General features: G+C 75.3%; 29 protein-coding genes and 1 riboswitch. Of the genes, 11 read left to right on the forward strand and 18 right to left on the reverse strand.

Annotation, left to right across the window (positions count from 1 at the left end; translation table 11 throughout):
* The first annotated feature begins 52 nt into the window (after positions 1-52).
* The 4 genes from FN207_RS02890 (at position 53) to FN207_RS02905 (ending at position 5118) form a co-directional block, all read left to right on the forward strand.
* Positions 53-961: a mechanosensitive ion channel family protein gene (locus tag FN207_RS02890; RefSeq protein ID WP_142456820.1), complete on the forward strand. Its 909-nt coding sequence runs from the start codon at positions 53-55 to the stop codon at positions 959-961.
* Positions 958-1449, forward strand: coding sequence for an Rv3103c transmembrane domain-containing protein (locus FN207_RS02895; RefSeq protein WP_142456821.1), 492 nt, complete (start codon positions 958-960; stop codon positions 1447-1449). Before FN207_RS02890 ends, FN207_RS02895 begins: the two co-directional genes overlap by 4 nt.
* A gap of 115 nt (positions 1450-1564) precedes the next feature.
* Complete coding sequence (locus tag FN207_RS02900; RefSeq protein WP_142456822.1) at positions 1565-3145, forward strand: carboxyl transferase domain-containing protein; 1581 nt, start codon at positions 1565-1567, stop codon at positions 3143-3145.
* A 5-nt stretch (positions 3146-3150) separates the two neighbouring features.
* On the forward strand, positions 3151-5118 hold the full coding sequence (locus tag FN207_RS02905; RefSeq protein ID WP_142456823.1) for an acetyl/propionyl/methylcrotonyl-CoA carboxylase subunit alpha: 1968 nt from the start codon (positions 3151-3153) through the stop codon (positions 5116-5118).
* On the opposite strand, the gene FN207_RS02910 is transcribed toward FN207_RS02905, so the two are convergent.
* The 3 genes from FN207_RS02910 to sigJ are packed head-to-tail and all read right to left on the reverse strand — an operon-like array spanning position 5105 to position 7234.
* On the reverse strand, positions 5105-5548 hold the full coding sequence (locus FN207_RS02910) for a hypothetical protein (RefSeq protein ID WP_142456824.1): 444 nt from the start codon (positions 5546-5548) through the stop codon (positions 5105-5107). The two genes, FN207_RS02905 and FN207_RS02910, sit on opposite strands and share 14 nt — an antisense overlap.
* Complete coding sequence (locus FN207_RS02915; RefSeq protein WP_142456825.1) at positions 5545-6297, reverse strand: SDR family oxidoreductase; 753 nt, start codon at positions 6295-6297, stop codon at positions 5545-5547. Before FN207_RS02915 ends, FN207_RS02910 begins: the two co-directional genes overlap by 4 nt.
* Positions 6298-6313: 16 nt before the next feature.
* Positions 6314-7234, reverse strand: coding sequence for an RNA polymerase sigma factor SigJ (gene sigJ, locus FN207_RS02920; RefSeq protein ID WP_142456826.1), 921 nt, complete (start codon positions 7232-7234; stop codon positions 6314-6316).
* 60 nt (positions 7235-7294) lie between these two features.
* Positions 7295-7410, forward strand: a riboswitch (SAM riboswitch).
* Positions 7411-7454: 44 nt separating this feature from the next.
* Between sigJ and FN207_RS02925 the strand changes: the two genes are divergently transcribed.
* The 3 genes from FN207_RS02925 (at position 7455) to FN207_RS02935 (ending at position 10983) form a co-directional block, all read left to right on the forward strand.
* Entirely contained in the window at positions 7455-8747 is a 1293-nt protein-coding gene (locus FN207_RS02925; RefSeq protein ID WP_142456827.1) for a bifunctional o-acetylhomoserine/o-acetylserine sulfhydrylase, read from the forward strand.
* 10 nt (positions 8748-8757) lie between these two features.
* Entirely contained in the window at positions 8758-9828 is a 1071-nt protein-coding gene (gene metX, locus FN207_RS02930) for a homoserine O-acetyltransferase MetX (protein WP_142456828.1), read from the forward strand.
* A gap of 84 nt (positions 9829-9912) precedes the next feature.
* Positions 9913-10983 (forward strand): threonine aldolase family protein, encoded by a 1071-nt coding sequence (locus FN207_RS02935; RefSeq protein WP_142456829.1) that lies wholly within the window; start codon positions 9913-9915, stop codon positions 10981-10983.
* 12 nt (positions 10984-10995) lie between these two features.
* On the opposite strand, the gene FN207_RS02940 is transcribed toward FN207_RS02935, so the two are convergent.
* From FN207_RS02940 to FN207_RS02950, 3 genes are all read right to left on the reverse strand, one after another.
* On the reverse strand, positions 10996-12237 hold the full coding sequence (locus FN207_RS02940) for an epoxide hydrolase family protein (protein WP_142456830.1): 1242 nt from the start codon (positions 12235-12237) through the stop codon (positions 10996-10998).
* A gap of 108 nt (positions 12238-12345) precedes the next feature.
* Positions 12346-12924 carry a gamma carbonic anhydrase family protein gene (locus tag FN207_RS02945; protein WP_221888004.1) on the reverse strand — a complete coding sequence of 193 codons (579 nt, stop codon included), beginning with the start codon at positions 12922-12924 and terminating at the stop codon, positions 12346-12348.
* A gap of 58 nt (positions 12925-12982) precedes the next feature.
* Complete coding sequence (locus tag FN207_RS02950; protein ID WP_142456831.1) at positions 12983-13288, reverse strand: hypothetical protein; 306 nt, start codon at positions 13286-13288, stop codon at positions 12983-12985.
* A gap of 46 nt (positions 13289-13334) precedes the next feature.
* On the opposite strand from FN207_RS02950, the gene FN207_RS02955 reads away from it, so the two are divergent.
* Positions 13335-13913: a YdeI/OmpD-associated family protein gene (locus FN207_RS02955; protein ID WP_221888005.1), complete on the forward strand. Its 579-nt coding sequence runs from the start codon at positions 13335-13337 to the stop codon at positions 13911-13913.
* A gap of 133 nt (positions 13914-14046) precedes the next feature.
* Here FN207_RS02955 and FN207_RS02960 read toward each other — a convergent pair whose 3' ends face one another.
* The 7 genes from FN207_RS02960 to FN207_RS02990 all read right to left on the reverse strand — a co-directional run bounded on the left by FN207_RS02960 (position 14047) and on the right by FN207_RS02990 (position 20288).
* Complete coding sequence (locus FN207_RS02960; protein ID WP_142456832.1) at positions 14047-15075, reverse strand: C40 family peptidase; 1029 nt, start codon at positions 15073-15075, stop codon at positions 14047-14049.
* 187 nt (positions 15076-15262) lie between these two features.
* Positions 15263-15712 carry a hypothetical protein gene (locus FN207_RS02965; RefSeq protein WP_246065707.1) on the reverse strand — a complete coding sequence of 150 codons (450 nt, stop codon included), beginning with the start codon at positions 15710-15712 and terminating at the stop codon, positions 15263-15265.
* 67 nt (positions 15713-15779) lie between these two features.
* Complete coding sequence (locus FN207_RS02970; protein ID WP_142456834.1) at positions 15780-16082, reverse strand: hypothetical protein; 303 nt, start codon at positions 16080-16082, stop codon at positions 15780-15782.
* A gap of 404 nt (positions 16083-16486) precedes the next feature.
* Positions 16487-17875, reverse strand: a complete 1389-nt coding sequence (locus FN207_RS02975) for a metallopeptidase TldD-related protein (RefSeq protein ID WP_142456835.1) — start codon at positions 17873-17875, stop codon at positions 16487-16489.
* Entirely contained in the window at positions 17872-19383 is a 1512-nt protein-coding gene (locus FN207_RS02980) for a TldD/PmbA family protein (protein ID WP_142456836.1), read from the reverse strand. The genes FN207_RS02975 and FN207_RS02980 overlap by 4 nt, the downstream gene beginning before the upstream one ends.
* A gap of 97 nt (positions 19384-19480) precedes the next feature.
* Positions 19481-19819 carry a UBP-type zinc finger domain-containing protein gene (locus FN207_RS02985; protein WP_142456837.1) on the reverse strand — a complete coding sequence of 113 codons (339 nt, stop codon included), beginning with the start codon at positions 19817-19819 and terminating at the stop codon, positions 19481-19483.
* A 115-nt stretch (positions 19820-19934) separates the two neighbouring features.
* The gene (locus tag FN207_RS02990) at positions 19935-20288 is read right to left on the reverse strand and encodes a nuclear transport factor 2 family protein (protein ID WP_142456838.1); all 354 of its coding nucleotides are present in this window, start codon (positions 20286-20288) and stop codon (positions 19935-19937) included.
* A gap of 113 nt (positions 20289-20401) precedes the next feature.
* Between FN207_RS02990 and FN207_RS02995 the strand changes: the two genes are divergently transcribed.
* Both FN207_RS02995 and FN207_RS03000 read left to right on the forward strand, forming a co-directional pair.
* On the forward strand, positions 20402-20932 hold the full coding sequence (locus FN207_RS02995; RefSeq protein WP_142456839.1) for a MarR family winged helix-turn-helix transcriptional regulator: 531 nt from the start codon (positions 20402-20404) through the stop codon (positions 20930-20932).
* A 16-nt stretch (positions 20933-20948) separates the two neighbouring features.
* Positions 20949-21752 carry an MBL fold metallo-hydrolase gene (locus tag FN207_RS03000; RefSeq protein WP_142456840.1) on the forward strand — a complete coding sequence of 268 codons (804 nt, stop codon included), beginning with the start codon at positions 20949-20951 and terminating at the stop codon, positions 21750-21752.
* On the opposite strand, the gene FN207_RS03005 is transcribed toward FN207_RS03000, so the two are convergent.
* From FN207_RS03005 to FN207_RS03020, 4 genes are all read right to left on the reverse strand, one after another.
* The gene (locus tag FN207_RS03005) at positions 21749-22186 is read right to left on the reverse strand and encodes a VOC family protein (RefSeq protein WP_246065709.1); all 438 of its coding nucleotides are present in this window, start codon (positions 22184-22186) and stop codon (positions 21749-21751) included. The genes FN207_RS03000 and FN207_RS03005 overlap by 4 nt on opposite strands.
* Positions 22179-22661: an SRPBCC family protein gene (locus tag FN207_RS03010; protein WP_142456841.1), complete on the reverse strand. Its 483-nt coding sequence runs from the start codon at positions 22659-22661 to the stop codon at positions 22179-22181. The genes FN207_RS03005 and FN207_RS03010 overlap by 8 nt, the downstream gene beginning before the upstream one ends.
* On the reverse strand, positions 22658-23020 hold the full coding sequence (locus FN207_RS03015; RefSeq protein WP_142456842.1) for an ArsR/SmtB family transcription factor: 363 nt from the start codon (positions 23018-23020) through the stop codon (positions 22658-22660). Before FN207_RS03015 ends, FN207_RS03010 begins: the two co-directional genes overlap by 4 nt.
* Before the next feature lie 61 nt (positions 23021-23081).
* Entirely contained in the window at positions 23082-23921 is an 840-nt protein-coding gene (locus FN207_RS03020) for an endonuclease/exonuclease/phosphatase family protein (protein WP_142456843.1), read from the reverse strand.
* A 176-nt stretch (positions 23922-24097) separates the two neighbouring features.
* On the opposite strand from FN207_RS03020, the gene FN207_RS03025 reads away from it, so the two are divergent.
* Entirely contained in the window at positions 24098-24559 is a 462-nt protein-coding gene (locus FN207_RS03025) for a hypothetical protein (protein WP_142456844.1), read from the forward strand.
* A gap of 3 nt (positions 24560-24562) precedes the next feature.
* Here the strand turns inward: FN207_RS03025 and FN207_RS03030 are convergent, their stop codons facing one another.
* On the reverse strand, positions 24563-25858 hold the full coding sequence (locus FN207_RS03030; protein ID WP_142456845.1) for an amidohydrolase family protein: 1296 nt from the start codon (positions 25856-25858) through the stop codon (positions 24563-24565).
* Between the last annotated feature and the right edge of the window lie 28 nt (positions 25859-25886).

Genomic DNA, 25886 nt, shown 5'->3' on the forward strand with positions numbered 1-25886 from the left:
CCGGACCAGGGTGGACGACGGGGACGAGGAGATCGGGAGGACCGCAGCCGCCATGGCGCCACTGACCGCCCTGCTCGACTGGCTCGCCGGCCGCGGCCTGGAGATCGTGCTGATCATCCTCGGCTCGGTGCTGGTAGCCCGGTTCATCACCTGGGTGGGCCGGCGGATCACCGACCGCATCGACGCCCGCTCGACCGGCGGCGACGTGCTGGTGCGCTCCGAGGCCGCCAAGCACCGCCACTCGCTGACCCAGGTGATCACCTGGGCGCTGATCGTCCTGGTCTACGCGGTCTCGGTGTTCTACGTGCTCGACCGCCTCGGCGTGCCGGTGACCGGCCTGGTCGCGCCGGCCACGGTGCTCGGCGTCGGGCTGGGCTTCGGCGCCCAGCGCATCGTCGGCGACGTCCTCGCCGGCTTCTTCCTCATCGCCGAGCGGCAGTACGGCTTCGGCGACGTCGTCTCGATCGCCGTCGTCGGCGGCGGCGACCCGGCCGACGGGACCGTCGAGGACGTCACGCTGCGGGTGACCCGGCTGCGCTCGGCCGACGGTGAGGTGGTGACCGTCCCGAACGGGCAGATCGTCAAGGTCGTCAACCTCTCCCGCGACTGGGCCCGCGCCGTGGTCGACGTCCCCGTCCCGACGACGGCCGACGTCAACCGGGTCAACGAGGTCCTCCGCGAGGTGAACCGCCAGGCGTTCGCCGACGACGACCTGCGCCGCCTGCTGCTCGACGAGCCCAGCGTGATGGGCGTCGAGAGCATCGACCTCGACCAGGTCAACGTCCGCGTGGTGGCCCGCACGCTGCCCGGCCGGCAGTTCGAGGTGGGCCGCGACCTGCGCGCCCGCATCGTGTTCGCCTTCGCCCGCGCCGGCCTGAACCTCACGCCCGGCCCCGAGCCGGCCCCGGCACCGGCGCCCGCACCGGCCCCGACCCCGACCCGGCAGGGAGCGCAGAAGTGACCGTCCCGGGCGCTCCGCGCTCCGAGCCCCCGGCCGGCGACCCCGCCGCCCGCGGGCGCTTCGGCCTGTCCACGCTCTTCCGGCGCACGCCGGGGCACATCGGCCGGGCACGCACGTCCACGCTGGTCCTGGCCCTGCTCTTCGTCGGCCTCGGCGTCCTCTACCTCTACGTGCGGCCGGAGGCGGCCACGACCGACCCGGCCGGCGGGACGACCCAGGTGAGCACGCCCGCCCCCGCGCCGGCGACCACCACCGAGGCCCCGCCGACCACGGATCCGGAGCAGACGACGCCGGAGGAGACGTCCGCGCCGCCGACGACCGAGCCGGGGACGACGACCGAGCCGACGACGACCCTGCCGACCGGCACGACCCCGCCGACGCCCCCGACCGGCACGCGGACGACCGAGCCGCAGGAGACCGAGCCCGGCGAGCCCGCGCCGACCAGCGAGGTACCCGCCCCCACCACGGGCGGCACCCCTCCGGGCTGAGCGGCGCGTGGACGGCGCATGTGGACGACGGTCAACGGCCGCGGTCGGCGCGTGGACACCACATGTGAACGACGGTTAACGTCTGGGCATCCCCTGAGCTCACCCGGAGGCACACATGGCGGTCGCCGCGCCGCAGTCGACGCGCGCCCGGCACGAGGACCTGGTCGCCGAGCTGCAGGAGCGGCTCCGGCAGCGGGCGCTCGGCGGGTCCGAGGCCTCGCGGACCCGGCACGTCGAGCGGGGCAAGTTGCTCCCCCGCGACCGCGTCGCGCACCTGCTCGACCCCGGCAGCCCCTTCCTCGAGCTCTCGCCACTGGCCGCCGAGGACATGTACGGCGGTGACTCCCCCGGCGCCGGGATCATCACCGGCATCGGCCGCGTCGCCGGCCGCCCGTGCGTCCTCGTCGTCAACGACGCCACGGTCAAGGGCGGCACCTACTACCCGATCACGGTGAAGAAGCACCTGCGCGCGCAGGAGGTGGCGCTGCAGAACCGGCTGCCCTGCGTCTACCTGGTCGACTCCGGCGGCGCCTTCCTGCCGATGCAGGACGAGGTCTTCCCCGACCGCGAGCACTTCGGCCGGATCTTCTTCAACCAGGCCACGATGAGCGCCCGCGGCATCCCGCAGGTCGCCGCCGTCCTCGGGTCCTGCACCGCCGGCGGCGCCTACGTGCCGGCCATGGCCGACGAGTCGGTGATCGTCCGCGAGCAGGGCACGATCTTCCTGGGCGGCCCGCCGCTGGTGAAGGCCGCGACCGGCGAGGTCGTCACCGCCGAGGACCTCGGCGGCGGCGACCTGCACAGCCGCGTCTCCGGCGTCACCGACCACCTCGCCGACGACGACGAGCACGCGCTGCAGATCGTGCGCCGCATCGTGGCCACGCTGGCCCCGCCCGCGCCGCCGGCCTGGGAGGTCGCCCCGCCGCGCGACGCCGTCCGCCCGCAGACCGACCTCTACGACCTCGTGCCGGTCGACCCGCGCACGCCCTACGACGTCCGCGACGTGATCACGACGCTCGTCGACGGCGGCGAGCACCAGGAGTTCAAGGCGCTCTACGGCCCCACGCTGGTGACCACCTTCGCCCGGCTGCACGGGCACCCGGTGGGCATCGTGGCCAACAACGGCGTGCTGTTCGGCGAGTCGGCGCTCAAGGGCGCGCACTTCATCCAGCTCTGCGACCAGCGGCGGATCCCGCTGCTGTTCCTGCAGAACATCACCGGGTTCATGGTCGGCCGCGACTACGAGGCCGGCGGCATCGCCAAGCACGGTGCCAAGATGGTCACCGCCGTCGCCTGCGCGCGGGTGCCCAAGCTGACCGTGGTCATCGGCGGCTCCTACGGCGCGGGCAACTACTCGATGTGCGGCCGGGCCTACTCCCCCCGGTTCCTGTGGATGTGGCCCAACGCCCGCATCTCGGTGATGGGCGGCGAGCAGGCCGCCTCCGTGCTGGCCACCGTCCGCCGCGACGGCCTCGCCGCCCGCGGCACCGTCTGGCCCGCGGAGGAGGAAGAGGCGTTCAAGGCCCCCGTCCGCGACCGCTACGAGGCCCAGGGCAACCCCTACTACTCGACGGCGCGGCTCTGGGACGACGGCGTCCTCGACCCCGCCGACACCCGCACCGTCCTCGGCCTGGCGCTGTCCGCGTGCGCCCAGGCCCCCCTCGACGACGTCGCCTACGGCGTCTTCCGGATGTGACCGCCGTGTTCGACACCGTCCTCGTCGCCAACCGGGGCGAGATCGCCGTCCGGGTGATCCGCACCCTGCGCCGCCTCGGCATCCGCTCGGTCGCCGTGTACAGCGACGCCGACGCCGGGGCGCCGCACGTACGGGCCGCCGACGTCGCCTACCGGCTCGGGCCCGCCCCGGCCGCGGAGAGCTACCTGTCGGTCGAGCGCGTCGTCGAGGCGTGCCTGGCCACCGGCGCGCAGGCGGTGCACCCCGGCTACGGCTTCCTCTCGGAGAACCCGGCGCTGGCCGCCGCGCTGGCCGACGCCGGCGTCGTCTTCGTCGGCCCGCCGGCCGAGGCGATCCGGGTGATGGGCGACAAGATCACCGCCAAGAAGACGGTCGTCGCCTCGGGCGTGCCCGTCGTCCCGGGCATCGCCGAGCCGGGCCTGACCGACGACGACCTGGTCGCCGCGGCCCCGGGCATCGGCTTCCCCGTGCTGGTCAAGCCGTCGGCCGGCGGCGGGGGCAAGGGCATGCACGTGGTCGAGGACGCCGCCGACCTGCCCGCGGTGCTCGCCGGCGCCCGCCGCGAGGCCCGCGCCGCGTTCGGCGACGACACGCTCTTCCTCGAGCGGTTCGTGCAGCGGCCACGGCACGTCGAGGTGCAGGTGCTCGCCGACGCGCACGGCGCCGTCGTCCACCTCGGCGAGCGCGAGTGCAGCCTGCAGCGGCGGCACCAGAAGGTGGTCGAGGAGGCGCCGTCCCCGCTGCTCGACGCCGCCACCCGCGCCCGGATCGGCGCCGCGGCGTGCGCCACCGCCCGCAGCGTCGGCTACACCGGCGCCGGCACCGTGGAGTTCATCGTGTCGGCCGACCGGCCCGACCAGTTCTTCTTCATGGAGATGAACACCCGGCTGCAGGTCGAGCACCCGGTCACCGAGGTCGTCACCGGCCTGGACCTGGTCGAGCAGCAGCTGCGGGTGGCGGCCGGGGAGCCGCTCGGCTTCACCCAGGACGACGTCGCGATGACCGGCTGGGCGATCGAGGCGCGGGTCTACGCCGAGGACCCCGGCCGCGGCTTCCTGCCCACCGGCGGGCGGGTGCTGGCGCTGACCGAGCCCGCCGACGCACGGGTGGACAGCGGCATCGCGGCGGGCACCCTCGTCGGCTCGGACTACGACCCGATGCTGGCCAAGGTGGTCGCCTCCGGGCCCGACCGCGCCACCGCGCTGGCCGCGCTCGACCGCGCGCTGGCCGGCACCGCGGTGCTCGGCGTGACCACGAACGTCGGGTTCGTCCGCGCGCTGCTCGCCGAGCCCGAGGTGCGGTCCGGGCAGCTGGACACCGCGCTGCTCGACCGCTTCGCCGCCGACTGGACGCCGCCGCCGGTGCCCGACACCGCGCTGCTGGCCGCCGCCGCGTCCGTGTGGCTGGCCGCGTGGTCCGCCGCCGACCCGGCCGACCCGTGGAGCGCGCCCACCGGCTTCCGCGCCGGCTCCGGACCCGCGCCGTTCGTCGTCCGGCTGGAGGCGGGCGGGCAGCCGCGGACGGTCACCCTGACCGGCACCCCCGCGGCCGCGCACGCCACGGTCGACGGCGCCGACGCCGGCCCGGTCGGCTGCGCGGCCGAGGACGGCGGCGTGGTGCTCGTGCGCGCCGGCGTCCGGTCGCGCTGCCCGGTGGCCGACGACGGCGAGACGCTGTTCGTGCACGCCGAGGGCGCGGACTGGCCGCTGCGGCGGGCCCGCCGGGTGGTGCTGCGGCCCGACGCGGCCGGCGCGCACGCTCCCGAGCTGACCAGCCCGATGCCCGGCACCGTGATCGCCGTCCCGGCGAGCGCGGGGCAGACGGTGAGCGCCGGCGACCCGGTCGTCGTCGTCGAGGCGATGAAGATGGAGCACACGCTGCGCGCGCCGGTCGACGGCGTCGTCGAGCTCCTGGTCTCCGCGGGCGCGCAGGTGGCGCTCGACCAGGTGCTCGCCCGGCTCACCCCCGCCTGACCACGGCTGGTGCAGGTGACGCGATGGGCCCCGCAGGTCGGGCACGGCCGCGCACCGCGACGGCGAGCAGTGCCAGCGGCAACGCCACCGAGGCCACCAGGACGACGACGAGTGCGGTGGCCGCCCACCCATCGGCTCCGTGCAGGTGCCCGAGGTGGAAGGCCAGGTGCGGGGCCGAGAACGCGAGGTAGGCCAGCAGGGCGACCACGACCAGCCGCCGCTCCGTCCAGATCGCTGCGGCGGTCAGGACGACGGCCAGCCCGAGGGTGGCGCCGCCGAAGTCGCGGAACAGGTGCTCGCTGAACGGCGGCGTGAGGTCGACGGTCGGCACGTCGGCGTAGAAGCTCGCCGGGAACAGCAGGGTCCAGGACCCCAGCACGAGCTCCACCAGCGCCAGCAGCGCCAGCCCCGGCCGCAGCAGCCGTGTCATCGACGCGCCCCCGTCCGGGCGGCCAGGTGGTCGGCGAAGGTCCGCCGGCCGTACGCCGGCCCCGGGACGAGCGCCGAGCCGGCGCGGTAGGCGGCGAACAGCCTCCCCGGCAGCGACAGCGGCACGACCGGCCGGCGCGTGCCGGTGGCGCGTGCCCACAGCCGGGCCAGGTCCGGGACGCCGCGCTGTTCCGGGCCGCCGATGTCGGCGACCCGGCCGGCCGGTGCGTCGCCGGCCAGCTCCACCAGCCGGTCGGCGACGTCCTCCACCGCGATCGGCTGCAGCGGGAACGACGGCGCGAGGACGATCGGGAAACGGCGTTGAACGGTGAACAACGCCTCGACGAGGGAGTGGAACTGGGTGGCCCGCAGGATGCTGTACCCCAGGCCCGACTCCCGGACCAAGCGTTCGACGACCACCTTGTCCCGGTAGTAGGCCAGCGGGACGTCGTCGATCCCGACGATGGAGACGAGCACCAGGTGCCGCACCCCGGCGCCGCCCGCGGCCTCCAGCAGCGTGCGCGTCTTCTCGACGTCGCCCCGCCCGCGCGGGCCGGTGGCCAGGTGCAGGACCGTGTCGGCCCCGGCGACCGCCTCCTGGATGCCCGCCCCGGTGAGCAGGTCACCGGTCGTCAGGCCGGGACCGCTGCGTCGGCTCAGTGCCCGGACGTCGTGTCCGGCCGCGCGCAGGCGGGTGACCGTGGGGGTGCCGAGGGCGCCGGTGGCGCCGGTGACCAGCGTGGTCGTCATGGGTGATCTCCCTTCCTCACCCCCTCAGACCGGACAGGCCCCCGATCCGTGACAGCTGGCCTTCTGCATAGGCGAGCTTCTCCGGGTTCACGACCAGGTCGAGTGCGGTCAGCCGCTCGCCGTCGGTGCGCGGCACCAGGACACCGCGCAGGTCCCCGCCGCCGGTGAAGGCCACCGCCGGGGCTCCGTTGACCTCGACGAACGCCGGCAGGAGCCCCTCGGAGAAGCGGGCGACCAGCCCGGCGACGTAGCGGGCCACGTTCTCCCGTCCCTGCACGGGGCGGCGCGCGGCGTTGACGATGCCGCCCCCGTCGGCGCGGGCCACGACATCGGCGGCCAGCAGGGTCTCCAGCCGCGCCAGGTCCCCGTCGCGGGCGGCGCCCAGGAAGCGGACTACCACCTCCTGCCAGTGGGCGGGGTCGACCTCCTGCGACGGCGTCCCGGCGACGTGCCGCCGGGCGCGGGAGTGCAGCTGCCGGGCGTTGGCCTCGGAGGTGCCGATCAGCTCGGCGACCTCGCGCGGGCTGTAGGCGAACGCCTCGCGCAGCACGTAGGCGGCACGCTCGGTCGGCGACAGCCGCTCCAGCAGCGCGAGCAGCGCGAACGAGACGCTCTCCCGCTGCACGGCGTCCTCCAGGGGGCCGAGGTCGGCACCCGGGCCGCTCCCGGTGAGCACCGGCTCGGGCAGCCACGGCCCGACGTAGACCTCGCGGCGGGCACGAGCCGAGGTCAGGGCGGTGAGGCACAGGTTGGTGACCGTCCGGGCCAGGAACGCCGACGGGTCGGCCACCCGCGCGAGCTCGACGCCCTGCCAGCGCAACCAGGCGTCCTGCAGCACGTCGTCGGCGTCCGTGGCCGAGCCGAGCATCCGGTAGGCGATGCCGAAGAGCCGTTCGCGCTGTCCCTCGAACGCCTCGAGCGCCGATGCCCCCGTCACGCACACATCCTGGCACCCTCGCCCGAACGACCCGCTGACCTCGCGATAGGGTCTGCGCAGGCTCACGAGAGGCAGCGTCAAGTACCTGGCTGGCTGCCCGGCAACCTCTCTCCGTCCGAGGTGCTCCCAGGGGAAGAGCCGGCCGAGTGGCGTCCGCCGCACGGCAAGACGGAGCCCTCCGTGCGCCGCGGGGTCTCCGCGAGCGAGAGGAGACGGCGCCGTGACCGACCCGCAGAGCTGGAGCTTCGAGACCCGGCAGATCCACGCCGGGGCCAGCCCCGACCCGACCACCGGGGCCCGCGCCCTGCCCATCTACGCCACCACGAGCTACCAGTTCCGCGACAGCCAGCACGCCGCCGACCTGTTCGCGCTGGCGGAGATGGGCAACATCTACACGCGGATCATGAACCCGACGCAGGACGCGCTCGAGCAGCGCGTGGCCTCGCTCGAGGGCGGCGTCGCGGCGCTCGCCGTGGCCAGCGGCCAGGCCGCCGAGACCCTGGCGATCCTCAACGTCGCGGAGTCCGGCGGCCACGTCGTCGCCTCGGCCTCGCTGTACGGCGGCACCTACAACCTGCTGCACCACTCGCTGCCCAAGCTCGGCATCCAGGTCTCCTTCGTCGAGGACCCCGACGACCCGGAGAACTGGCAGGCGCTGGTCCGCGAGAACACCAAGGCGTTCTACGCGGAGTCGATCGGCAACCCGAAGGGCGACGTCCTCGACATCTCCGCGGTGTCGGAGGTGGCGCACCGCAACGGCGTGCCGCTGATCGTCGACAACACCATCGCCACGCCCTACCTGGTGCGCCCGCTCGAGCACGGCGCCGACGTCGTCGTCCACTCGGCCACGAAGTACCTCGGCGGCCACGGCACGGCGATCGCCGGGATCATCGTCGACGGCGGCAACTTCGACTGGACACGCGGGAAGTTCCCCGGCTTCACCACGCCGGACCCGACCTACCACGGCGTCGTCTACGCCGACCTCGGTGCGCCGGCCTTCGCGCTCAAGGCCCGCGTGCAGCTGCTGCGCGACCTCGGGCCGGCGATCAGCCCGTTCAACGCGTGGCTGATCGTGCAGGGCATCGAGACGCTGTCGCTGCGCATGGAGCGGCACGTGGCCAACGCCCAGCGGGTGGCGGAGTTCCTCGAGGCGCACGACGAGGTCGAGTCGGTGCACTACGCCGGCCTGCCGTCCTCGCCGTGGCACGCCGCCCAGCAGCGCTACGCCCCGCGCGGGGCCGGCGCCGTCCTCGCCTTCGAGATCCGCGGCGGCGTCGAGGCCGGCAAGCGCTTCGTCGAGGCGCTGGAGCTGCACAGCCACGTGGCCAACATCGGCGACGTGCGCAGCCTGGTCATCCACCCGGCGTCGACGACGCACTCGCAGCTGACCCCCGAGGAGCAGCGGACGGCCGGCGTCACCCCCGGCCTGGTGCGCCTGGCCGCGGGGCTCGAGGGGATCGAGGACATCCTCGCCGACCTCGAGGCGGGGTTCCGCGCGGCGAAGGGCGTCTGAAGTGCGCGGGGTGGGGGACGGGCCGTCCTCCACCCCGCCGCGCACCGGCGGGTGGCGCGACGGCGACCCCGCCGGGGACCGGCTCTTCCTCGACCTGGACGGGCCGGTCCGGCTCGAGCGCGGCGGGGTGCTGCCCGGCGTCCGGGTGGCCTACGAGACCTGGGGCACCCTGGCCCCGGACGGCGGCAACGCGGTGCTGGTCGAGCACGCGCTCACCGGCGACAGCCACGTCACCGGCCCCGCCGGTCCCGGGCACCCGACGCCGGGCTGGTGGGCGTCCCTGGTCGGCCCGGGCGCGGCGCTGGACACCGACCGGTTCTTCGTCGTGTGCGCCAACGTGCTCGGCGGCTGCCAGGGGACGACCGGCCCGTCGTCGACCGCGCCCGACGGCGAGCCGTGGGGCGCGCGGTTCCCCGAGGTGACCGTGGCCGACCAGGTGCTGGTCGAGGCGGCGCTGGCCGACACCCTGGGCGTGCGCCGCTGGGCCGCCGTCGTGGGCGGGTCGATGGGCGGCATGCGGGCGCTGGAGTGGGCGGTGGCGCTGCCCGACCGGGTGGCCGGGCTGTTCTTCCTGGCCTCGGGCGCGGCGGCCACGGCCGACCAGATCGGCACGCAGACCACGCAGCAGGCCGCCGTCCGCGCCGACCCGGTCGCCGGGCTCGGCATCGCCCGGCGGATCGCGCACCTCACCTACCGCAGCGCTCTCGAGCTGGAGGAGCGCTTCGGGTCGGCCGTGCAGGACGACGGCCGGTTCGCCGTCGCCTCCTATCTCGACCACCACGCCGACAAGCTCGCCCGCCGCTTCGACGCCGGCAGCTACGTGCTGCTCACCGAGGCGATGAACACCTGGGACGTCGGCCGCGGCCGCGGCGGGATCGAGGCGGCGCTGGCGCGGGTGACGGCGCGGGCGGTGGTGGCCGGCGTCGACTCCGACCGGCTGTACCCGCTGGAGCTGCAGCAGCGGGTGGCCGACGCGCTCGGCGTGCCGCTGCGGGTGGTGTCCTCGCCGTACGGGCACGACGGGTTCCTCATCGAGGCCGACGCCGTCGGGGCCCTCCTCCGTGAGCTGCTCGATCCCTGACCTCCTCCGTCGAGATCGCGCGATCTCGCACCGTCTGCGGGGCCCGGACGTGCGAGATCGCGCGATCTCGCCAGACTGTCCTGCGTGAGCGACCCCGACCTCGAGGCCCTGCGGCTGGCCTGCGACCGCGCGCTGACCGGCCACGGCCCCCAGCGCGCCGCCGACCTGCTGGCCACCATCCCGCCGGACACCGCGCTCGACCGCTACGGCGCCGGCGGCGTCGTCGCCGAGCTCGAGGCGGAGGTCGAGCAGGTGCTGGACAAGCCGGCCGCCGTCTACCTGCCCAGCGGCACCATGGCCCAGCAGGCGGTGCTGCGCGTGCACGCCGGCCGCAGCCGCCGGCAGACCGTGGTCGGGCACCCCGAGTGCCACCTGTTCCGGCACGAGGGCGGCGCGCTGGCCAGGCTGCAGGGCCTCGTCGAGCGCCCGGTCGGCGACCGGCACCGGATGCTGCTGCGCGCCGACCTCGACGCCGTCGCCGAGACGCCGGCGGCGCTGGTGGTGGAGCTCCCGCAGCGCGACCTCGGCGGCCCGCTGCCGCCCTGGGACGACGTCGTCGAGCAGGCCGCGTGGGCGCACGACCACGGCACCGTCGCGCACCTCGACGGCGCCCGGCTGTGGGAGGCCGGGGCCGGGTACGAGCTGCCGCCGTCCGACGTCGCGGCGCCCTTCGACAGCGTCTACGTCAGCTTCTACAAGGGCATCGGCGCGCTGGCCGGGTGCGCCGTGGCGGGATCGGCCGACGTCGTCGCCGAGGTCCGCGAGTGGCGCGGGCGCATGGGCGGCACCCTGTTCGGCCTGTGGCCCGGCGCGGCGTCGGCGCTGACCTGCCTGCGCCGCCGGCTGCCGCTGTTCCCCGCCTACCTGGAGCGGGCGCGGGAGGTGGCCGACGCCGTGCGCGACCTGCCCGGCGTGCGCGTCGTCCCCGATCCGCCGCAGACGCCGATGCTGCACCTGCTGCTGTCGACGACGCCGGAGGCGTTCCTCGCCGCTGCCCGCGCGCTGGCCGAGGAGGGTCTGTGGACGTGGCTGCAGCCGGGGATCACCGGCGACCCCACGGTGGTACGCGTGGAGCTGCCGGTGGGCGACGCGACGCTGGCGCTGTCCCTGGACGAGGCCCGCACGGCCGTCGCCCGTCTCGCCGGCGCCGTGTGACGTCCCGCGGCGTCAGCGGCGCGGCGTGGGGATCCCCGGCTCGCGCAGCGACCGGAAGCCGGCGCGCAGCTCCTCCGCGAACAGCTGCGGCTGCTCCCACGCGGCGAAGTGACCGCCTTCGGCGGGCGTGCCGTAGTGGACCAGGCCCGGGTAGGCCCGCTCCGTCCAGCTGCGCGGGGCCTGGTACTGCTCGCCGGGGAAGACGCTGACGGCGACCGGGATGGTGACGCCCTTCGCGTCGAAGAAGCCACCCCGGTACTCCCAGTAGAGGCGGGACGCGGAGACGCCGGTGTTCGTCAGCCAGTAGAGCGTGATGTTGTCGAGGACCTCGTCGCGGGTCAGCTCGCCCGTGGCGCTCGTCGTCCGGTCGAGGGCGGCGGTCACCGCGGCGGCCGGCTGGCCGTCGGCGTCGTTGTGGTCGAGCAGCCAGGCGGCCAGGCCGACGGGTGAGTCGGCGATGCCGTAGAGGGTCTGCGGGCGGGCGGCCATGTAGCGCGCGTAATCGACCTGCCCGAACGTCCTGAGCAGCTGCTCGTAGGCCCGGCGCTCCTCGGCCGAGAGACCGGGCGGCGGCGGGGCGCCGGCCACGGCCGCGGCGTTGACGGCGGCGGGCACGGTGGCGGGCATGTTGGTGTGGATCCCGAGCAGGCCCTCCGGCGCCTGCAGGCCCATCTGGTCGACGACGAACGCCCCCCAGTCACCGCCCTGGGCGACGTAGCGGTCGTAGCCGAGGCGGCCCATGAGCTCCGCCCAGGCCCGGCCCATGCGCTCGGGCCCCCAGCCGGTGCTCGTCGGCTTGCCGGAGAACCCGTAGCCCGGCATGGAGGGGACGACGACGTGGAAGGCGTCCGAGGCGGTCCCGCCGTGGGCCTCCGGGTCGGTCAGCCGCTCGACGATCTTCAGCTGCTCGATCACCGAGCCGGGCCACCCGTGGTTGACGACCAGCGGCAGCGCGTCCTCGTGCCGCGAGCGGACGTGCAGGAAGTGGATGTCCAGCCCGTCGATCTCCGTGACGAACTGCGGCAGGGCGTTGAGCCTCGCCTCGCAGGCGCGCCAGTCGTGGTCGGTGCCCCAGTACCGGGCGAGGTCCTGCATGAGGGCCAGCGGCACGCCCTGCGAGGTGTCCGGGACCGTCTCCGCCTCGGGCCACACCGTCGCCCGGATGCGCCGGCGCATCTCCTCGAGCGCCTCGTCGGGCACCTGCACGCGGAACGGGCGGACGGCGGAGCCCGTCCGTGCTGCGACCGTGGTCATGACCGACCTGCCTCTGCTCGCGTCGTGGGGAGCCCCGGACGCGGTCACCCTGCCCCGGGATCCCGGGCGGGCAGCAGGGACGAACGGCCCGTTCCCGGGCCGGCGCCCTCAGTCGGCGGCGTCGCCGGGGACGTGGCCCGCGGAGGGCAGCGGGCGGCGCACGACCGGCCGCACCTTCCGCGCCTGGTCCAGCCGCTCGGTGTAGCTGGCCGCGTTGAGCCGGATGTGGGTGAGGTCGTCCTCGGTGGCCGGCCGCAGCACCCGCGCCGGGACGCCGGCCACCAGCGACCCCGGCGGCACGACCGTGCCCTGGGTGACGACGGCGCCGGCGGCCACGATCGAGCCCGACCCGATGTGGGCGCCGTTCATCACCACGCTGCCCATGCCGACCAGGACGTCGTCGTCGACGCGGGCGCCGTGCAGCACGACGCGGTGCCCCACGCTCACCCCGCGGCCCACGACCAGCGGGAAGCCGGGGTCGGAGTGCAGGGTGCAGCCGTCCTGGATGTTGGACTCGGGCCCGATCTCGATGACCTCGCCGTCGGCCCGGGCGACCGCGCCGTACCAGATGCTCGACCGGGGCCCCATGGTCACCGCGCCCACCACCACGGCCGTCGGCGCGACGAAGGCGTCGTCGTCGATGGCCGGAGCGCCGAAGGGCAGTTCCGCGATGTAGTTGTCAGCCACCTCCCCACCCCAGCACAGGTGACCCCCGCGCGGCGCGCGGAGAGCGCCGGGGTCTGCCTCAGGGCGTCCGGACGCTCCACCGCGCGAGGAACTCCTCCGGCCCCACCGAGCCGAGCTCGTCGCGGACCGCCTGCAGCATCCGGACGGGCACCCCGGGCTCGTCGGCCGGCACCCGGAGGACCTCCGACCGGTCGTCGCGGCGGCGCACCACCACGTCGTGCACCGTGGGGCCGGGGAGCAGGCCCCAGGCCAGCTCCGCGACGAAGGCACCGGCGACCCGCGCCCAGTGCCGCACCCGGCCGCCCGGTCGTGGCTCGAGGTCGGCCACGTAGACCTCGCTCGCCGCCGGCCCGGGATCGCCCACGGGGACAGGGTGGCGCACCGGGCCGCCCTCCCGCCAGGATCCCGGCGTGACGCTGCCGACCGACCTGCCCGTGCTGGCCTTCGCCGACCAGGCCGCCTTCGAGGAGTGGCTCGAGGCGGAGCACGCCACCGCGCCGGGCTGCTACGTGAAGCTGGCGAAGAAGGGCGCCGGCGTGCCGTCGGTGACGCGCGACGAGATGGTCGAGTCGCTGCTGTGCTTCGGCTGGATCGACGGCCGCAGCAACTCCGTGGACGGGTCCTGGTGGCTCACCCGCGTCACCCCGCGGCGGCCGCGCAGCATGTGGTCGGCCAAGAACGTCGGCATCGTGGAGGAGCTCACCGCCGCCGGCCGGATGCGCCCGGCGGGCCTGGCGCAGGTGGAGGCGGCGCGGGCCGACGGCCGCTGGGACCGCGCCTACGCCGGGCCCGCCACGATCACCGTCCCCGACGACCTCGCCGCCGCGCTGGCCGCCGAGCCCGCGGCGCAGGAGACGTTCGCGCGGCTCGGCAGCACCAACCGCTTCGCCGTCCTCTGGAGGGTGCACACCGCGGCGAGCCCGGCCACGCGGGCGAAGCGGATCGCGGCCCTGGTGCAGATGCTCGCCGAGGGGCGCGCGCCCCACTAGAAGGGCCCTCCTGCCCCCCACCACTCGCAGGCTCGTGGCGGGGCCCTGCAGGAGGGCCGACTCACCGGAGTGGCCCCTCAACCCGCCAGGGGGTCGGCGTCCTCCGGGGCCACCCCGGGCCGCTCGCGCCGGCTCAGGCGACGCGGACGGCGCCGCGGTACCCGGCCTGGTCGACGCTGGTCACGGCCACCGGCTGGCCGAAGGTGCGGGCGTGCACCATCTTGCCGTCGCCGATGTAGATGCCGACGTGGCTGACCGGTGAGTAGAAGTAGACGATGTCGCCGGGCATGAGGTCCGCACGCGACACCGGCGTCCCCAGGGTCGACTGCGCCTTGCTCGAGTGCGGCAGCGAGATGCCGGCGGCGGCGTAGGCGTAGGAGGTCAGCCCGGAGCAGTCGAAGCCGTCGGGGCCCGAGGCACCCCACACGTAGGGGTCGCCGATCTGCCCGAGCGCCGTCTGGACGGCGATCGCGGCGGCCGGGCCGGGAGCCGCGGCGGCGGCGACGGCGGCCGAGGGCGCCTCGAGGACGGGACCGGCCAGCGAGGTGGTGACCCGGGTCTGCTCGGCCGCCGTCAGCCGCTCGAAGTCGGCCTCGTACCGCTCGGCCTGCTCCTGCACCTGGGCCTGCTGCTCGTGCAGGGTGCTCAGCGCGGCGTCGGCTTGCGCGGCCGCGGCGTCGGCGTCGGCGCGGGCCTGCTCGGCGAGCGCCTGGGCAGCGGAGACCTCGGTGAGGACGCCGTCGGTGTGGTCGGCGAGGAGGTCGAGCATGGTCATCTGCGCGACGAGGTCGTCGGCGGACTCGCTGCCGAGGAAGGCGGCGACCCGCGACTGCGTGCTGCCGGTGTAGCCGTTCTGCGCGATGGCCCGGATGACCGGGGCGTACTGCGCCAGCACGCCCTCGGCGGCGTCGGCGGCCGCGTCGGCGTCGGCGGCCGCCTGCTGCTGCGCGGCGACGGCGAGCTCGGCCTGGTGCACCTGCTCGTCGAGGGCGGTGAGCTGCTGGGCGGTCTGCTCGACCAGCTCGGCGGCCTCCGCGGCGGTCGCCGGCGGGTCCTCGGGTGCGGCGTTGGCGGGGACGGGGGCCAGCAGGACGGCGGTGAGGCCGGCCGCCGCCACGACGGCACCCGACCAGCGGCGTCCCGACGTCCGGTTGCGCAGCACGATCGCCCTCCCCCTGCCGCCCGACGGCGACGTCCCTGGTTGTCCGTACGGACCGTAGGGATGTCGTCACCGAAGGGTGAGGGCGGCGCGCGGACGTCCGTGACCCGTGGGACCACGCGTGTCCCGTTCGTCCCGGTGGTCCCACGCGTCCCGCCGGAGGGCCGGTCCTGTCGGTGGCAGGGTCGGGTCAGTACCGCCCGCGGCGGTCGGGGGCGAGGGGCACCAGCGCGTCGGCGACGGCGCCGGTGACGAAGGAGTAGACCGCCTTGCCCGCGACGTCGACCACCTGGTCGCGGCGGGACCACGTCCACGGCGGGGCGCCGACACCGGTGGCGTTCTCGAGGGTCTGGTCGGTGGCCAGGCGCACGGAGGTGTGCCAAGCCGAGGCGCGCCAGCCGCGCAGGCCGCTGGCGCTCCAGATGCCACGCAGCGCGCCGACGGTGGCACCGGTGCCCCAGTGCATGAGGTGGTTGCGCACGAGGGGGCGCTCGGACCCCGGGGGACGGCGCCGGGTGAGCAGCGCGGTGAGCGTGCGGGCCGGCACGTACGAGTTCGGCCGGTGGGTCACCTGCTGCTCGGCCTTCTCGGCCAGTGTCATCGCCGCGGTGCCGGCGAGTCCCGCCAGTGCACCGCGCATCGCCGCTCGTCCCAGCATGGGACGCCCCCTACCCCGCCGTCCGCGCGCGAAAGGCGGGGAGGGAGGGCTACCAGGCGAGGGGCTCCTGGGCGTCGAGGCCGGACACGCGCTGCAGATCGCGCAGCACGGCGGACAGCTCGTCGGCAGTCCAGGGCTCGCAGCAGTCGCAGCCGTCCTCGGAGAAGCAGTGCAGGCCCAGCGTGCCCCCGGCCTGGTCCTCGTCGATGGCGAGGTGGCCGCCCATCGGCGAGCGGTGGCAGGAGCACGCCGAGGCGCACAGCCCGATGCCCCACCCCGAGACGACGACCGTCCGGCCGTCGTCCCAGATCTGTCCGACCTGGAAGACGGAGGGCTTCTGCGTGCGGGTCATGACCGGCTCCCCTCGACGCCCCCGTCCGTGGAGGCCTGCTGCGGTTGGCCGGAAAAGTAATCCGGGGACGGTGTTTGAGTGCAGGTGCCGTGCGGTAATGGTGCTGGATTTGACCCTGGCGTAACAGGCGCCCCACGCGTGAGCCCGCGGCGGGGTCACACCGGCACGGCCGGGACGCAGCGCCAGCACGCGCACACGGACCGCGTGGACCGGGACCCGCCGTGGCGACCGGGGCGGGCGCGTCCTCCCGCTGGAGGGTTGGCAGAGCTCCGGGGGTGCTGCAGGACCCCCGGAGCGCGAGGACGACCCCAGGAGCGGCCGACAGCCCGCATCGCCGGGGTTGCTCACGCGGTGCGGGGACTGCAGCGCCGTCAGTGCACCAGGAACACCGGCAACGCGCGGCGTCAGCTGGCCGGGGACACCGAGCTCATGTTGAAGTCCGGCACGCGGACCGGCGGCATCGCGGCGCGGGTGAACCAGTCGTTCCACTCGCGGGGCAGCGTCCGCTCGGTGCGCCCGACCTGGTTGATCCGCCCCAGCAGGTCCACCGGCGACTCGTTCCACCGGAAGTTGTTCACCGCACCGGTCACCTCGCCGTTCTCCACGAGGAAGACGCCGTCGCGGGTCAGGCCGGTGAGCAGCAGCGTCTGCGGGTCGACCTCGCGGATGTACCAGAGCGTGGTCAGCAGCAGCCCGCGGTCGGTGGCGGCCACCATCTCGTCCTGGGTGGCGGTCGCCGTCGGGTCCTCGAGCAGCAGGTTGTCGACGCCGGCCACCGCGGGCGCCGTCGTCTTCAGCGCCCAGGCCCGCGGCCGGATCAGGTTGGTGAGCACGCCGCCGGAGATCCAGTCGACGGCGGGCGTGACCATCCCGTTGTCGAACACGCTGGCCGACCCCGAGGAGCTGCCCACCACCTGGAACGGCGCGGTCTCCAGGCCGGGCGCCGACGGGTCGCTGCGCAGCGTCAGCGGCAGCTCGGCCAGCCGGTCGCCGATGCGGTTGCCGCCGCCCTTGCGGGCGTAGACGTTGCGGCCCTCGTCGGCGTCGCGGGCCTCCATCGTCCAGTACGCGTAGATCATCAGGTCGCTCACCGCCGACGGCGGCAGCAGCGTCTCGTAGCGGCCGGCCGGCAGCTCGACGCGCCGCTGCGACCAGCCGAGCTTGCGCTCGACGTCGGCGGCGAGGTCGGCCACCGACACGTCGCGGAAGTCGCGGGTGCCGACGCCGGCCCACACCGACCGCGCGTAGTCGGTGCTCTTGCCGTTGAGCTCCACGCGGCCACCGGGCTGGTCGGTGCGCAGCCGCAGGCCGGTCGAGGTGCCGAGGTAGGTCGTCGTCAGGGAGTGCTCGGCGTAGCCGAACAGCAGGTCGCCGCGGTCGCGGGCGACGCTGAACGCCTCGCCCAGGGCCGGTGCGAAGTCGGCGAACACCTCGATCGAGGTCTCGGCCGGGTCGGCGTCCCAGTCCCCCGCGCCCGGCGGCGTCTCGGTCACCAGCGGGACGGCGTCCTCGGCCGGGCCGGCGTCGCGGGCGGCCTGCTCGCTGGCGGCGACCAGCGCCGCGACGTCGGGCGTGCCCGTCCGCGCCACAGTGCCCGTGGCCATGCCGGACCCGCCGTCGACGAACGAGATGACGACGACCTGCCGCGAGCGCATGGCGCCGTTGGTGGTCAGGCTGTTCGACGCCCACCGCAGGTTGGCCTCGGTGCTCTCCACGACGTAGACGACGCAGCCGTCGGCGGTCGAGGCGGCCAGCGCCTTCTCCACGAGCTGCTGCGCGCTGTACCGGGTCATCGCCCGCCCTCCTGCACCGTGTTGAGGATGGTGACGCCCTCGAAGAGCGCCGCCGGGCAGCCGTGGCTCACCGGCGCGACCTGCCCCGGCTGGGCCTTGCCGCAGTTGAACGCGCCGCCGAGGCGGTAGGTCGAGGGCCCGCCGACGGCGCGCATCGAGCCCCAGAAGTCCGTCGTCGTGGCCTGGTAGGCGACGTCGCGCAGCTGCCCGGCCAGCTTCCCGCCCTCGATGCGGTAGAAGCGCTGGCCGGTGAACTGGAAGTTGTAGCGCTGCATGTCGATCGACCAGCTCTTGTCGCCGACGACGTAGATGCCGCGCTCGACCCCGCCGATCAGCCCCTCGAGGTCGGGACCGTCGGCGGCCGGCTGCAGCGAGACGTTGGCCATGCGCTGCACCGGCACGTGCCGTGACGAGTCGGCGAACGAGCAGCCGTTGGAGCGCTCCATCCCGCCGAGGCGGGCGGTGTTGCGGTCGACCTGGTAGCCGACCAGCACGCCGTCGCGGACGATGTCCCACGTCTGCGCCTCGACGCCCTCGTCGTCCCAGCCGACCGTCGACAGCCCGTGCTCGGCGGTGCGGTCGCCGGTGACGTGCATGAGCTCCGAGCCGTAGCGCAGGCTGCCCAGCCCGTCGGGGGTGGCGAACGACGTGCCGGCGTAGGCGGCCTCGTAGCCCAGCGCCCGGTCCAGCTCGGTGGCGTGCCCGACCGACTCGTGGATGGTCAGCCACAGGTTGGACGGGTCGACGACGAGGTCGTACCGGCCCGGCTCGACCGACGGCGCCTTCGTCTTCTCCCGCAGCAGCTCCGGGATCTGCGCCAGCTCGCCGCCCCAGTCGTGACGACCGTCGGTGAGGTACTCCCAGCCGCGGCCCACCGGCGGCGCGATCGTCCGCATGCTCTCGAACGCCCCGGTCGACCGGTCGACGGTGAGCGCGGTGAACTCCGGCGAGATGCGCACCCGCTGCTGGCGGGTCCGGGTGCCGGCGGTGTCGGCGTAGTACTTCTGCTCCTTGACGTGCATGCAGCCCGACTGCACGTGCTCGACGCCGTCGGCGGCCAGCAGCCGCTCGGACAGCTCGGTGAGCAGCGCGGTCTTGTCCGCGTCGGGCACGTCGAACGGGTCGACGTCGTAGGCCGACACCCACGCGCCCTCGTGCGGCGGCTCCGGCGCGAGCTCGACGCGGTCGCTGGCCACCGCCGCCGACACCTGGGCGACGGCGACCGCCTGCTCGGCCAGCCGCACCGCCTCGGCCGCGGTGAGGACGACGCCGGCGGCGAACCCCCAGGTGCCCTCGTGCACGACGCGGACGGCCAGGCCGAGGTCCTCGCCGTCGGTGAGCGCCTCCAGGCGCGCGTCGCGCAGGCTGATCGCCTGGGTGCGGATGCGCTCGACCCGCAGGTCCGCGTGCTCGCAGCCGAGGTCGACCGCCCGGGTCAGCGCCGCCTCGGTGAGCGCGGACAGGGGCAGGGCGAGGAAGGACTCGTCGACGTCCCGGGGCTGCACCATCGGCTCTGTCTACCAGGCAGCCCCCTCCCCGAGATCTGCACACTCGGGGTCTCCCACGGCCGGAGAGGCCCGAGTGTGCAGATCTCGCGGGGACCGGTCAGTGCAGGCGGCGCTGCCAGTCGGCGGGCACCCGGCCGGCGGGGCCGGGTGCGGGCTGCGTCGCGGGGTGCGACGTCGGCGGCGCGAGCTGCAGGCCGTCGGTGAACCGCCCGTCGACGTAGTCCCAGCACCAGTCCTCGCCGGGCTCGAAGCTCTGGATCACCCGGTGCCCGGTGGCGCCGGCGTGCGCGGAGGCGTGCTGGGACGGCGACGAGTCGCAGCAGCCCACGTGGCCGCAGGCAGCACAGCGGCGCAGGTGGAACCACCAGCCGCCGGTGGCGTCGCACTCGACGCAGCCGGTGCCGCTCGGCGGGACGGTCGGGTCGACGTCGTCCATCGGGGTCCTCCTCGGGTGGTCGGGCTCGCCTCCGGTCGGAACGCTGCTCCCGTCAGGACCGGGCGGCAAGGCCCGGGCGGGCGGGGACGCCGTCCGGCGCCCCCCGCCGCGGGGCTCAGGTGTCGAGCACCGTCCACAGCCGGGCGATGCGGCCGTCCACCACCTGGACGACGTCGAGGCCGCCGAGCACCGGCTCCCCGCCCGGCGGGCCGAGACGCCAGGGGCGCATGCCCAGGTCGCCGACGCCGCGCAGCGGCCCGGCCGGCGTGAAGACCAGGCCGGGCCCCTGCGCCAGCAGTCCGGTCACCGTGGCCGCCAGCTCCTCCCGGCCGGTCACCGCCCGCTCGGCGTCGACGAACACCACGTCGTCGGTGAACACCTCGTCGATCGCCGCCGCCCGCCGCTGCGGGTCCGGCTCGTTGAAGACGTCCTGCAGCATGCGCGCCAGCAGGTCCCCGGCGCCGGTCATCGGTCGGTCTCGGGGAGGGAGGGGACGGGCTCGGGCACGGCGTGCCTTCCGGTTCGATGGCGGCGGGGTGCGGGACCGACACTCACGAGGCTGTCGAGCGGAAGTTACATGACATGTCACTCATTGCGGGAGGGGCGCCGGTGCTCACCGACGAGCAGCAGGAGACCTGGTTCGCCTACATGCGGGTCGTCCTGCGGCTGCAGTACGAGATGAACCGGCAGCTGCAGACCGACAGCGGCCTCTCCCTCGCCGACTACGACGTGCTCAACGCCCTCGCCGACTCCCCCGGGCACCGCCTGCGGCTCACCGGCCTCGCGACCCGCATCGCCTGGGAGCGCAGCCGGCTGTCGCACCACCTCACGCGCATGAGCGCGCGCGGCCTGGTCGAGCGGGCGCCGTCGGAGTCCGACCGCCGGGCCACCGACGCCGTCCTCACCGACGCGGGCCTGGCCGCGCTGCGGGCCGCGACGCCGGGCCACGCCGCGCTCGTCCGCCGCATGTTCTTCGACGGGCTCGACCCCGACGCCCTCCCTGCGCTCCGGGCGGCGCTGGAGGCGGTGCACGAGCAGGTCCTCGACGCCGGCACGCTGCCGCGCCCACCCCGCCACCAGCACCGCCTGCCGGGGTTGCAGACCGGCCGCTGACGGGTAGCGCCGCGGCATGGCCGGTCCCGGGGACGACGTCACGCTCACGTTCGGCGGCAACGCGACGACGCTGCTGCGGCTGGGCGGCTTCACGCTGCTCACCGACCCGAACTTCATCGCGCGGGGGCAGCGCGTCTACCTCGGCAAGGGGCTGTGGACCAAGCGGCTGACCGACCCGGCGATCCTGCCCGGGGACCTGCCCGACCTCGACGCCGTCCTGCTCTCCCACCTGCACGGTGACCACTGGGACCGCATCGCCTACGCGACCATCGACCGCGAGACGCCGATCGTCACCACCCAGGCCGCGGCGCGCGCGCTGTCCTCCCGCGGGTTCCGGGCGACGGCGGACCTGCGCCCGTGGCAGGTGCACGAGATCGGCGGCGACGGCGAGACGCTGCGGATCACCTCGGTGCCGGGCGTCCACGGCCCCGGCCCGCTGGCGAAGGTGCTGCCGCCGGTGATGGGCAGCGTGCTGGAGCTCTACCGCGGCGCCGAGGTCACCTGGCGCGGCTACGTCACCGGCGACACGCTCTACCGGCCGTGGCTGGGCGAGGTGCTGCAGCGCTGCGGCCCGCTGGACACCGTGATCGCGCACCTCGGCGGGACGAAGGCCCTCGGCGTCACCGTGACGATGGACGGCCGGCAGGGCGCCGACCTGGTGGAGCTGCTCAAGCCGCCGGTCACCGTGCCGGTGCACTACGACGACTACGACCGGTTCGCCTCGCCGCTCGGCGACTTCGTGCGGGAGGTCGCCGAGCGGCGGGTGCCGGGGGAGCTGCGGACCGTCTCGCGCGGGGAGACGATCTCGCTGCGCGCCTAGAAGGCCTGCCCCGTGCGCCAGGCCATCTCCTGCAGGGTCAGGGTGTTGCCGTCCGGGTCGGCGAACGCCGCGTACCGCACCCCTCCGCCCACGTCCACCACGGGCTCGACGTCGACCCCCCGGTCCACCAGGTCCGCGCGGGCGCGGTCGATGTCGGCGACGACGAGGTGCAGCGCCCGGATCGAGCCGGGGGCGCCCTCGTAGGCCGCCAGTCCGGTGCCGAACCCGATCGAGCAGGACGAACCCGGCGGCGTCACCTGCACCACCCGCACGCCGTCGGCCGGTTGCACGTCCACGTCGACGGAGAAGCCCAGCCGGTCGGCGTAGAACGCCTTCGCCCGGTCCACGTCGGCGACCGGGATCGGCACGAGCTCGAGCTTCATGTCGACGACGCGCACCCCGACGCCGCCTGCGGGCGCGACCTGCTCAGCCACGTGCGAGCACCTCGTCGAGGCGCTCGTAGCCCTGCACGACGCCGACCTCCATGCCGCTGGCGAGCATCGCGTCGCGGTCGGCGAAGGAGTCGCACAGCGAGGTGGTGGTGAGGCGGGTGCGGCCGTCGCCGAGGTCGGTGAGCACGAGCTTCTCCAGCGCGACGCCGTCGGGCGCGCCCTCGAAGGTGAAGGTCTGCACGATCAGCTCGTCGGGGCGGACGTCGTGGAAGCAGCCGCGGAAGGCGTACTCGCCGTTCTCGTCGCTGTGCACGTAGCGGTAGGAGCCGCCGGGCCGGCAGTCGTAGGAGTCGATCCGCATCTCGAGCCCGTGCGGGCCGAGCCACTGCACGACCAGGTCGGGGTCGGTGTGCGCGCGGAAGACCTTGCTGCGCGGGGCGTCGAACTCGCGGGTGATGCGGACCAGCGGGACCTCGGGGTCGGCCTCGATGCGGGTCTCGCGCGTGCTCGTGGTCATGACGGGTTCCTCTCCTGGGTGGTGGGCGGTGCGTCGTCGTCCGGCATGGACCGGAGGACGTCGTCGAGGCGGCGGTAGCGCTCCTCGGCCTGGCGCCGGTAGCGCTCGATCCACTTCGTCATCAGGTCGAACACCTCCGCCTCCAGGTGGACCGGGCGACGCTGGGCCTCCCGGCTCCGACTGACCAGGCCGGCGTCCTCGAGCACCCGCAGGTGCTTGGACACCGCCTGCACGGTCACGTCGTACGGAGCGGCGAGCTCGCCGACCGTCGCGTCGCCGACCGCGAGCCGGGCGACCATGTCGCGCCGGGTCGGGTCGGCCAGCGCCGCGAACACCCGGGAGAGCGGATCTGCCGCCACCGTCGACCTCCTTCATCAACCTCTTGGTTGAGTAGGACGGTAGGGCGTCGGCGCGGCGTTGTCAACCGATCGGTTGCGGATCCCAGGAGCCGGGCGGCGAGGTGGACAGGTCGAGGTCGGCGACGACGCCGAAGTGGTCGCTGGCCCACACGCCGCCGGCCGGCTCGTCGAGCACCCTCGCGCACGAGCGGACCTGCAGCGAGGGCCCGTGCACGCCGCTGCGCACGAGGACCCAGTCGATGCGCCGGCTGACCGCGGTGGCCACCTCACCGGCCCGCACCAGCGGGTTGCGGGCGTCGAAGGTGAACCCGGGGTCGGCGGGGTGCAGGGTCTCCCACGCGTCCTGGTAGCAGACGCTCGTCCCGTCGAGGGACCGGCGGCCCCGCCAGAACTGCGTGCTCGCGGCATCAGGGGTCGCGTCGAGGTCGCCGAGCACGACGACGTGGTCGGCGCCGCCGGCCAGGCGCTCGAGCGTCCGGGCGGCGGCCAGCGCCTGCTGTTCCCGCTCGACCTCGTAGCCGAACTGCCAGCTCGGCTTGTGGTGGGCCACCAGCGTGCGGCCCACCGCGGTGTCCACCTCGACGACGAGCGTGGCGCACCAGGGGAGGTCCCGCGCCCGCTCCGTGCAGCGCTGGTCGACCTCCTCGACCACCCGGTGCGGCGCCCTCGTGGCCAGCACCCCGCCCACGCCGTCGTCGGCGGCGCGGGAGAACGGCGTGACGGTGTAGCCGGGCCCGAGGAGCGCCTCCACCGTGCCGTCGGCGACGGGCACCTCCTGCAGCGCCACGACGTCGGCGTCCAGCCAGCGAAGCGTCTCCCCGGTCAACGCGCTGCGGCGCTCCCAGTCCGGGTTGGCCGGGCCGAGGACGTTCATGGTCAGGACCCGCAGGGACGCTCCCACGCCCGGCAGTCAACCGCCGCGCGGCGCGGTCCTCCACCCGTGGCCGCACGCGGGGTCCTCCCCCGGGACGACAGGCGGCCTCTCCGCGGATCGTCCCGGCAGCCGACGCCGGCGCAGGGCCGCCGGCCCGAGGCTCGTCCCGCCACCGCGGGGTGGCGCGACGAGGGGAGGACACGGTGGTCAGGGTGGTGCTGAGGACGCTCGCGGGGGTGCTCGCGGTCGCGGCCGCCGCGGTGGCCGGCCTGCTGGTGGCGATGCCCGCGGGGGTGCAGGGGGTCGGCGCGATGGTGGCCGAGCTGCAGGGGCACACCGAGACCCGCGACGCCGCCACGGCCGCCCAGGCGCCGAGGGGAGCGGTGCCGTACTGGACCCGCGCGGTCGGCGCCGACGTCACCGTCGTGCGGCCCGGCGAGGCGTACGGCGACGACGACGGCAGCGTGCGCGCGGACATGCACCTCGCCCCCGGCACCGCGCTGCCCTCGTCCTGCACGCCGCTGCCGCAGGCCGGCATGCCCTGGGACGGCGGCGGCGCGTGGCCCTACCTCGGCGGGGAGGAGGCCCTGCTGTGCGAGGGGTGGGTGACCGTCGTCGTCGACGGCCACCTCTACACCTGGACCGGCCCCGACCCGCAGGCGTGAGCCTCAGCCGGCCAGGCGCGCCGCCCGCCCGGCGACCTCGGTGCGCAGCGCGGCGACGTCGACGGTGGTGACCGCGCCGTCGACCACCACCTGCCGGCCGCCCACCCACACGTCGCGGACCAGCCGCGAGGCGCCGGACCAGACGAGGTGGGTGAGCAGGTCGGCGTCGTCCCCGACCGGCTCGAAGCCCAGGTCGCGGGTGTCGACGTGTACGAGGTCGGCGCGCCGGCCGGCCTCCACCTGCCCCAGGTCCGGGCGGCCGATCGCCTCGGCGGCCCCGCCCGTGGCCAACCAGAACGCCTCCGCGGCGGTCAGCGCGGTGGCCGAGCACTCGCGCAGCCGGGCCAGCCCCGCCGCCAGGCGCACGTCGGCGAGCAGGTCCAGCCCGTCGTTGGAGGCCGGGCCGTCGGTGCCCAGCCCCACCCGGATGCCGCGGTCGAGCATGTCCCGCACCGGCGCGATGCCGCTGGCGAGCTTGGCGTTGCTGGCCGGGCAGTGCGCGACGGCGACGTCGTACTCGGCCCACAGCTCCAGGTCGCCGTCGTCGAGGTGCACGCAGTGCGCGGCCAGCACCCGCCCGCCCAGGACGTCGTGCGCGGCCAGCAGCGAGGGCACCGACAGCCCGTGCGCGGCCAGCAGGTCGGCACCCTCGGTCGCGGTCTCGGCGACGTGCAGGTGCAGCAGCATGCCGTGCTCGCGGGACAGCTCGGCGGCGCGGCGCAGCAGGGGCAGCGGGACGGTGTAGGCCGCGTGCGGGCCCAGGCCGTACTCGACGGTGCCGTCGCCGGCGGCGTGCGCGGCGAGGTCGACCGCGGCGGCCATCTGCTCCTCCAGCGGCGGCATGCCGGGCAGCGGGACCATCGGCGCGGCGATGACCGCCCGGGCGCCGGTGACCCCCACCGCCGCGGCGATCCGCTCCGGCGCGAAGTACATCTCGACGCTGGTGGTCACCCCGCCGCGCAGCATCTCGGCCGACGCGGCGGTCATCGCGACCCCGACGTCGTCGTCGGTCAGCCGCGCCTCCCGCGGCCACATGACCTCGCGCAGCCAGCGGTCCAGCGGCAGCCCCTCGCCCTGGCCGCGGAACAGCACCATCGGCGCGTGCGAGTGGGCGTTGACCAGCCCCGGCGCGAGCAGGCCGGGCAGCGCCACGACCTCGGCGTCCCCGGCCGGCGGGGCGTCGGCGGCCGGCCCGGCCCACGCGATCCGCCCGTCCTCGACGTCGACGACGGCGTCCGGGACGACGGTGCCCGCCCGGTCCCCCACGACGACGGCCCGGGCGGTGAGGCGCTGGCGCATGGCGGCACGCTAGCCCCATCCGCCCCGG

It is taken from the genome of Geodermatophilus aquaeductus (genome assembly GCF_900182545.1).
Taxonomy (GTDB): Bacteria; Actinomycetota; Actinomycetes; order Mycobacteriales; family Geodermatophilaceae; genus Geodermatophilus; species Geodermatophilus aquaeductus.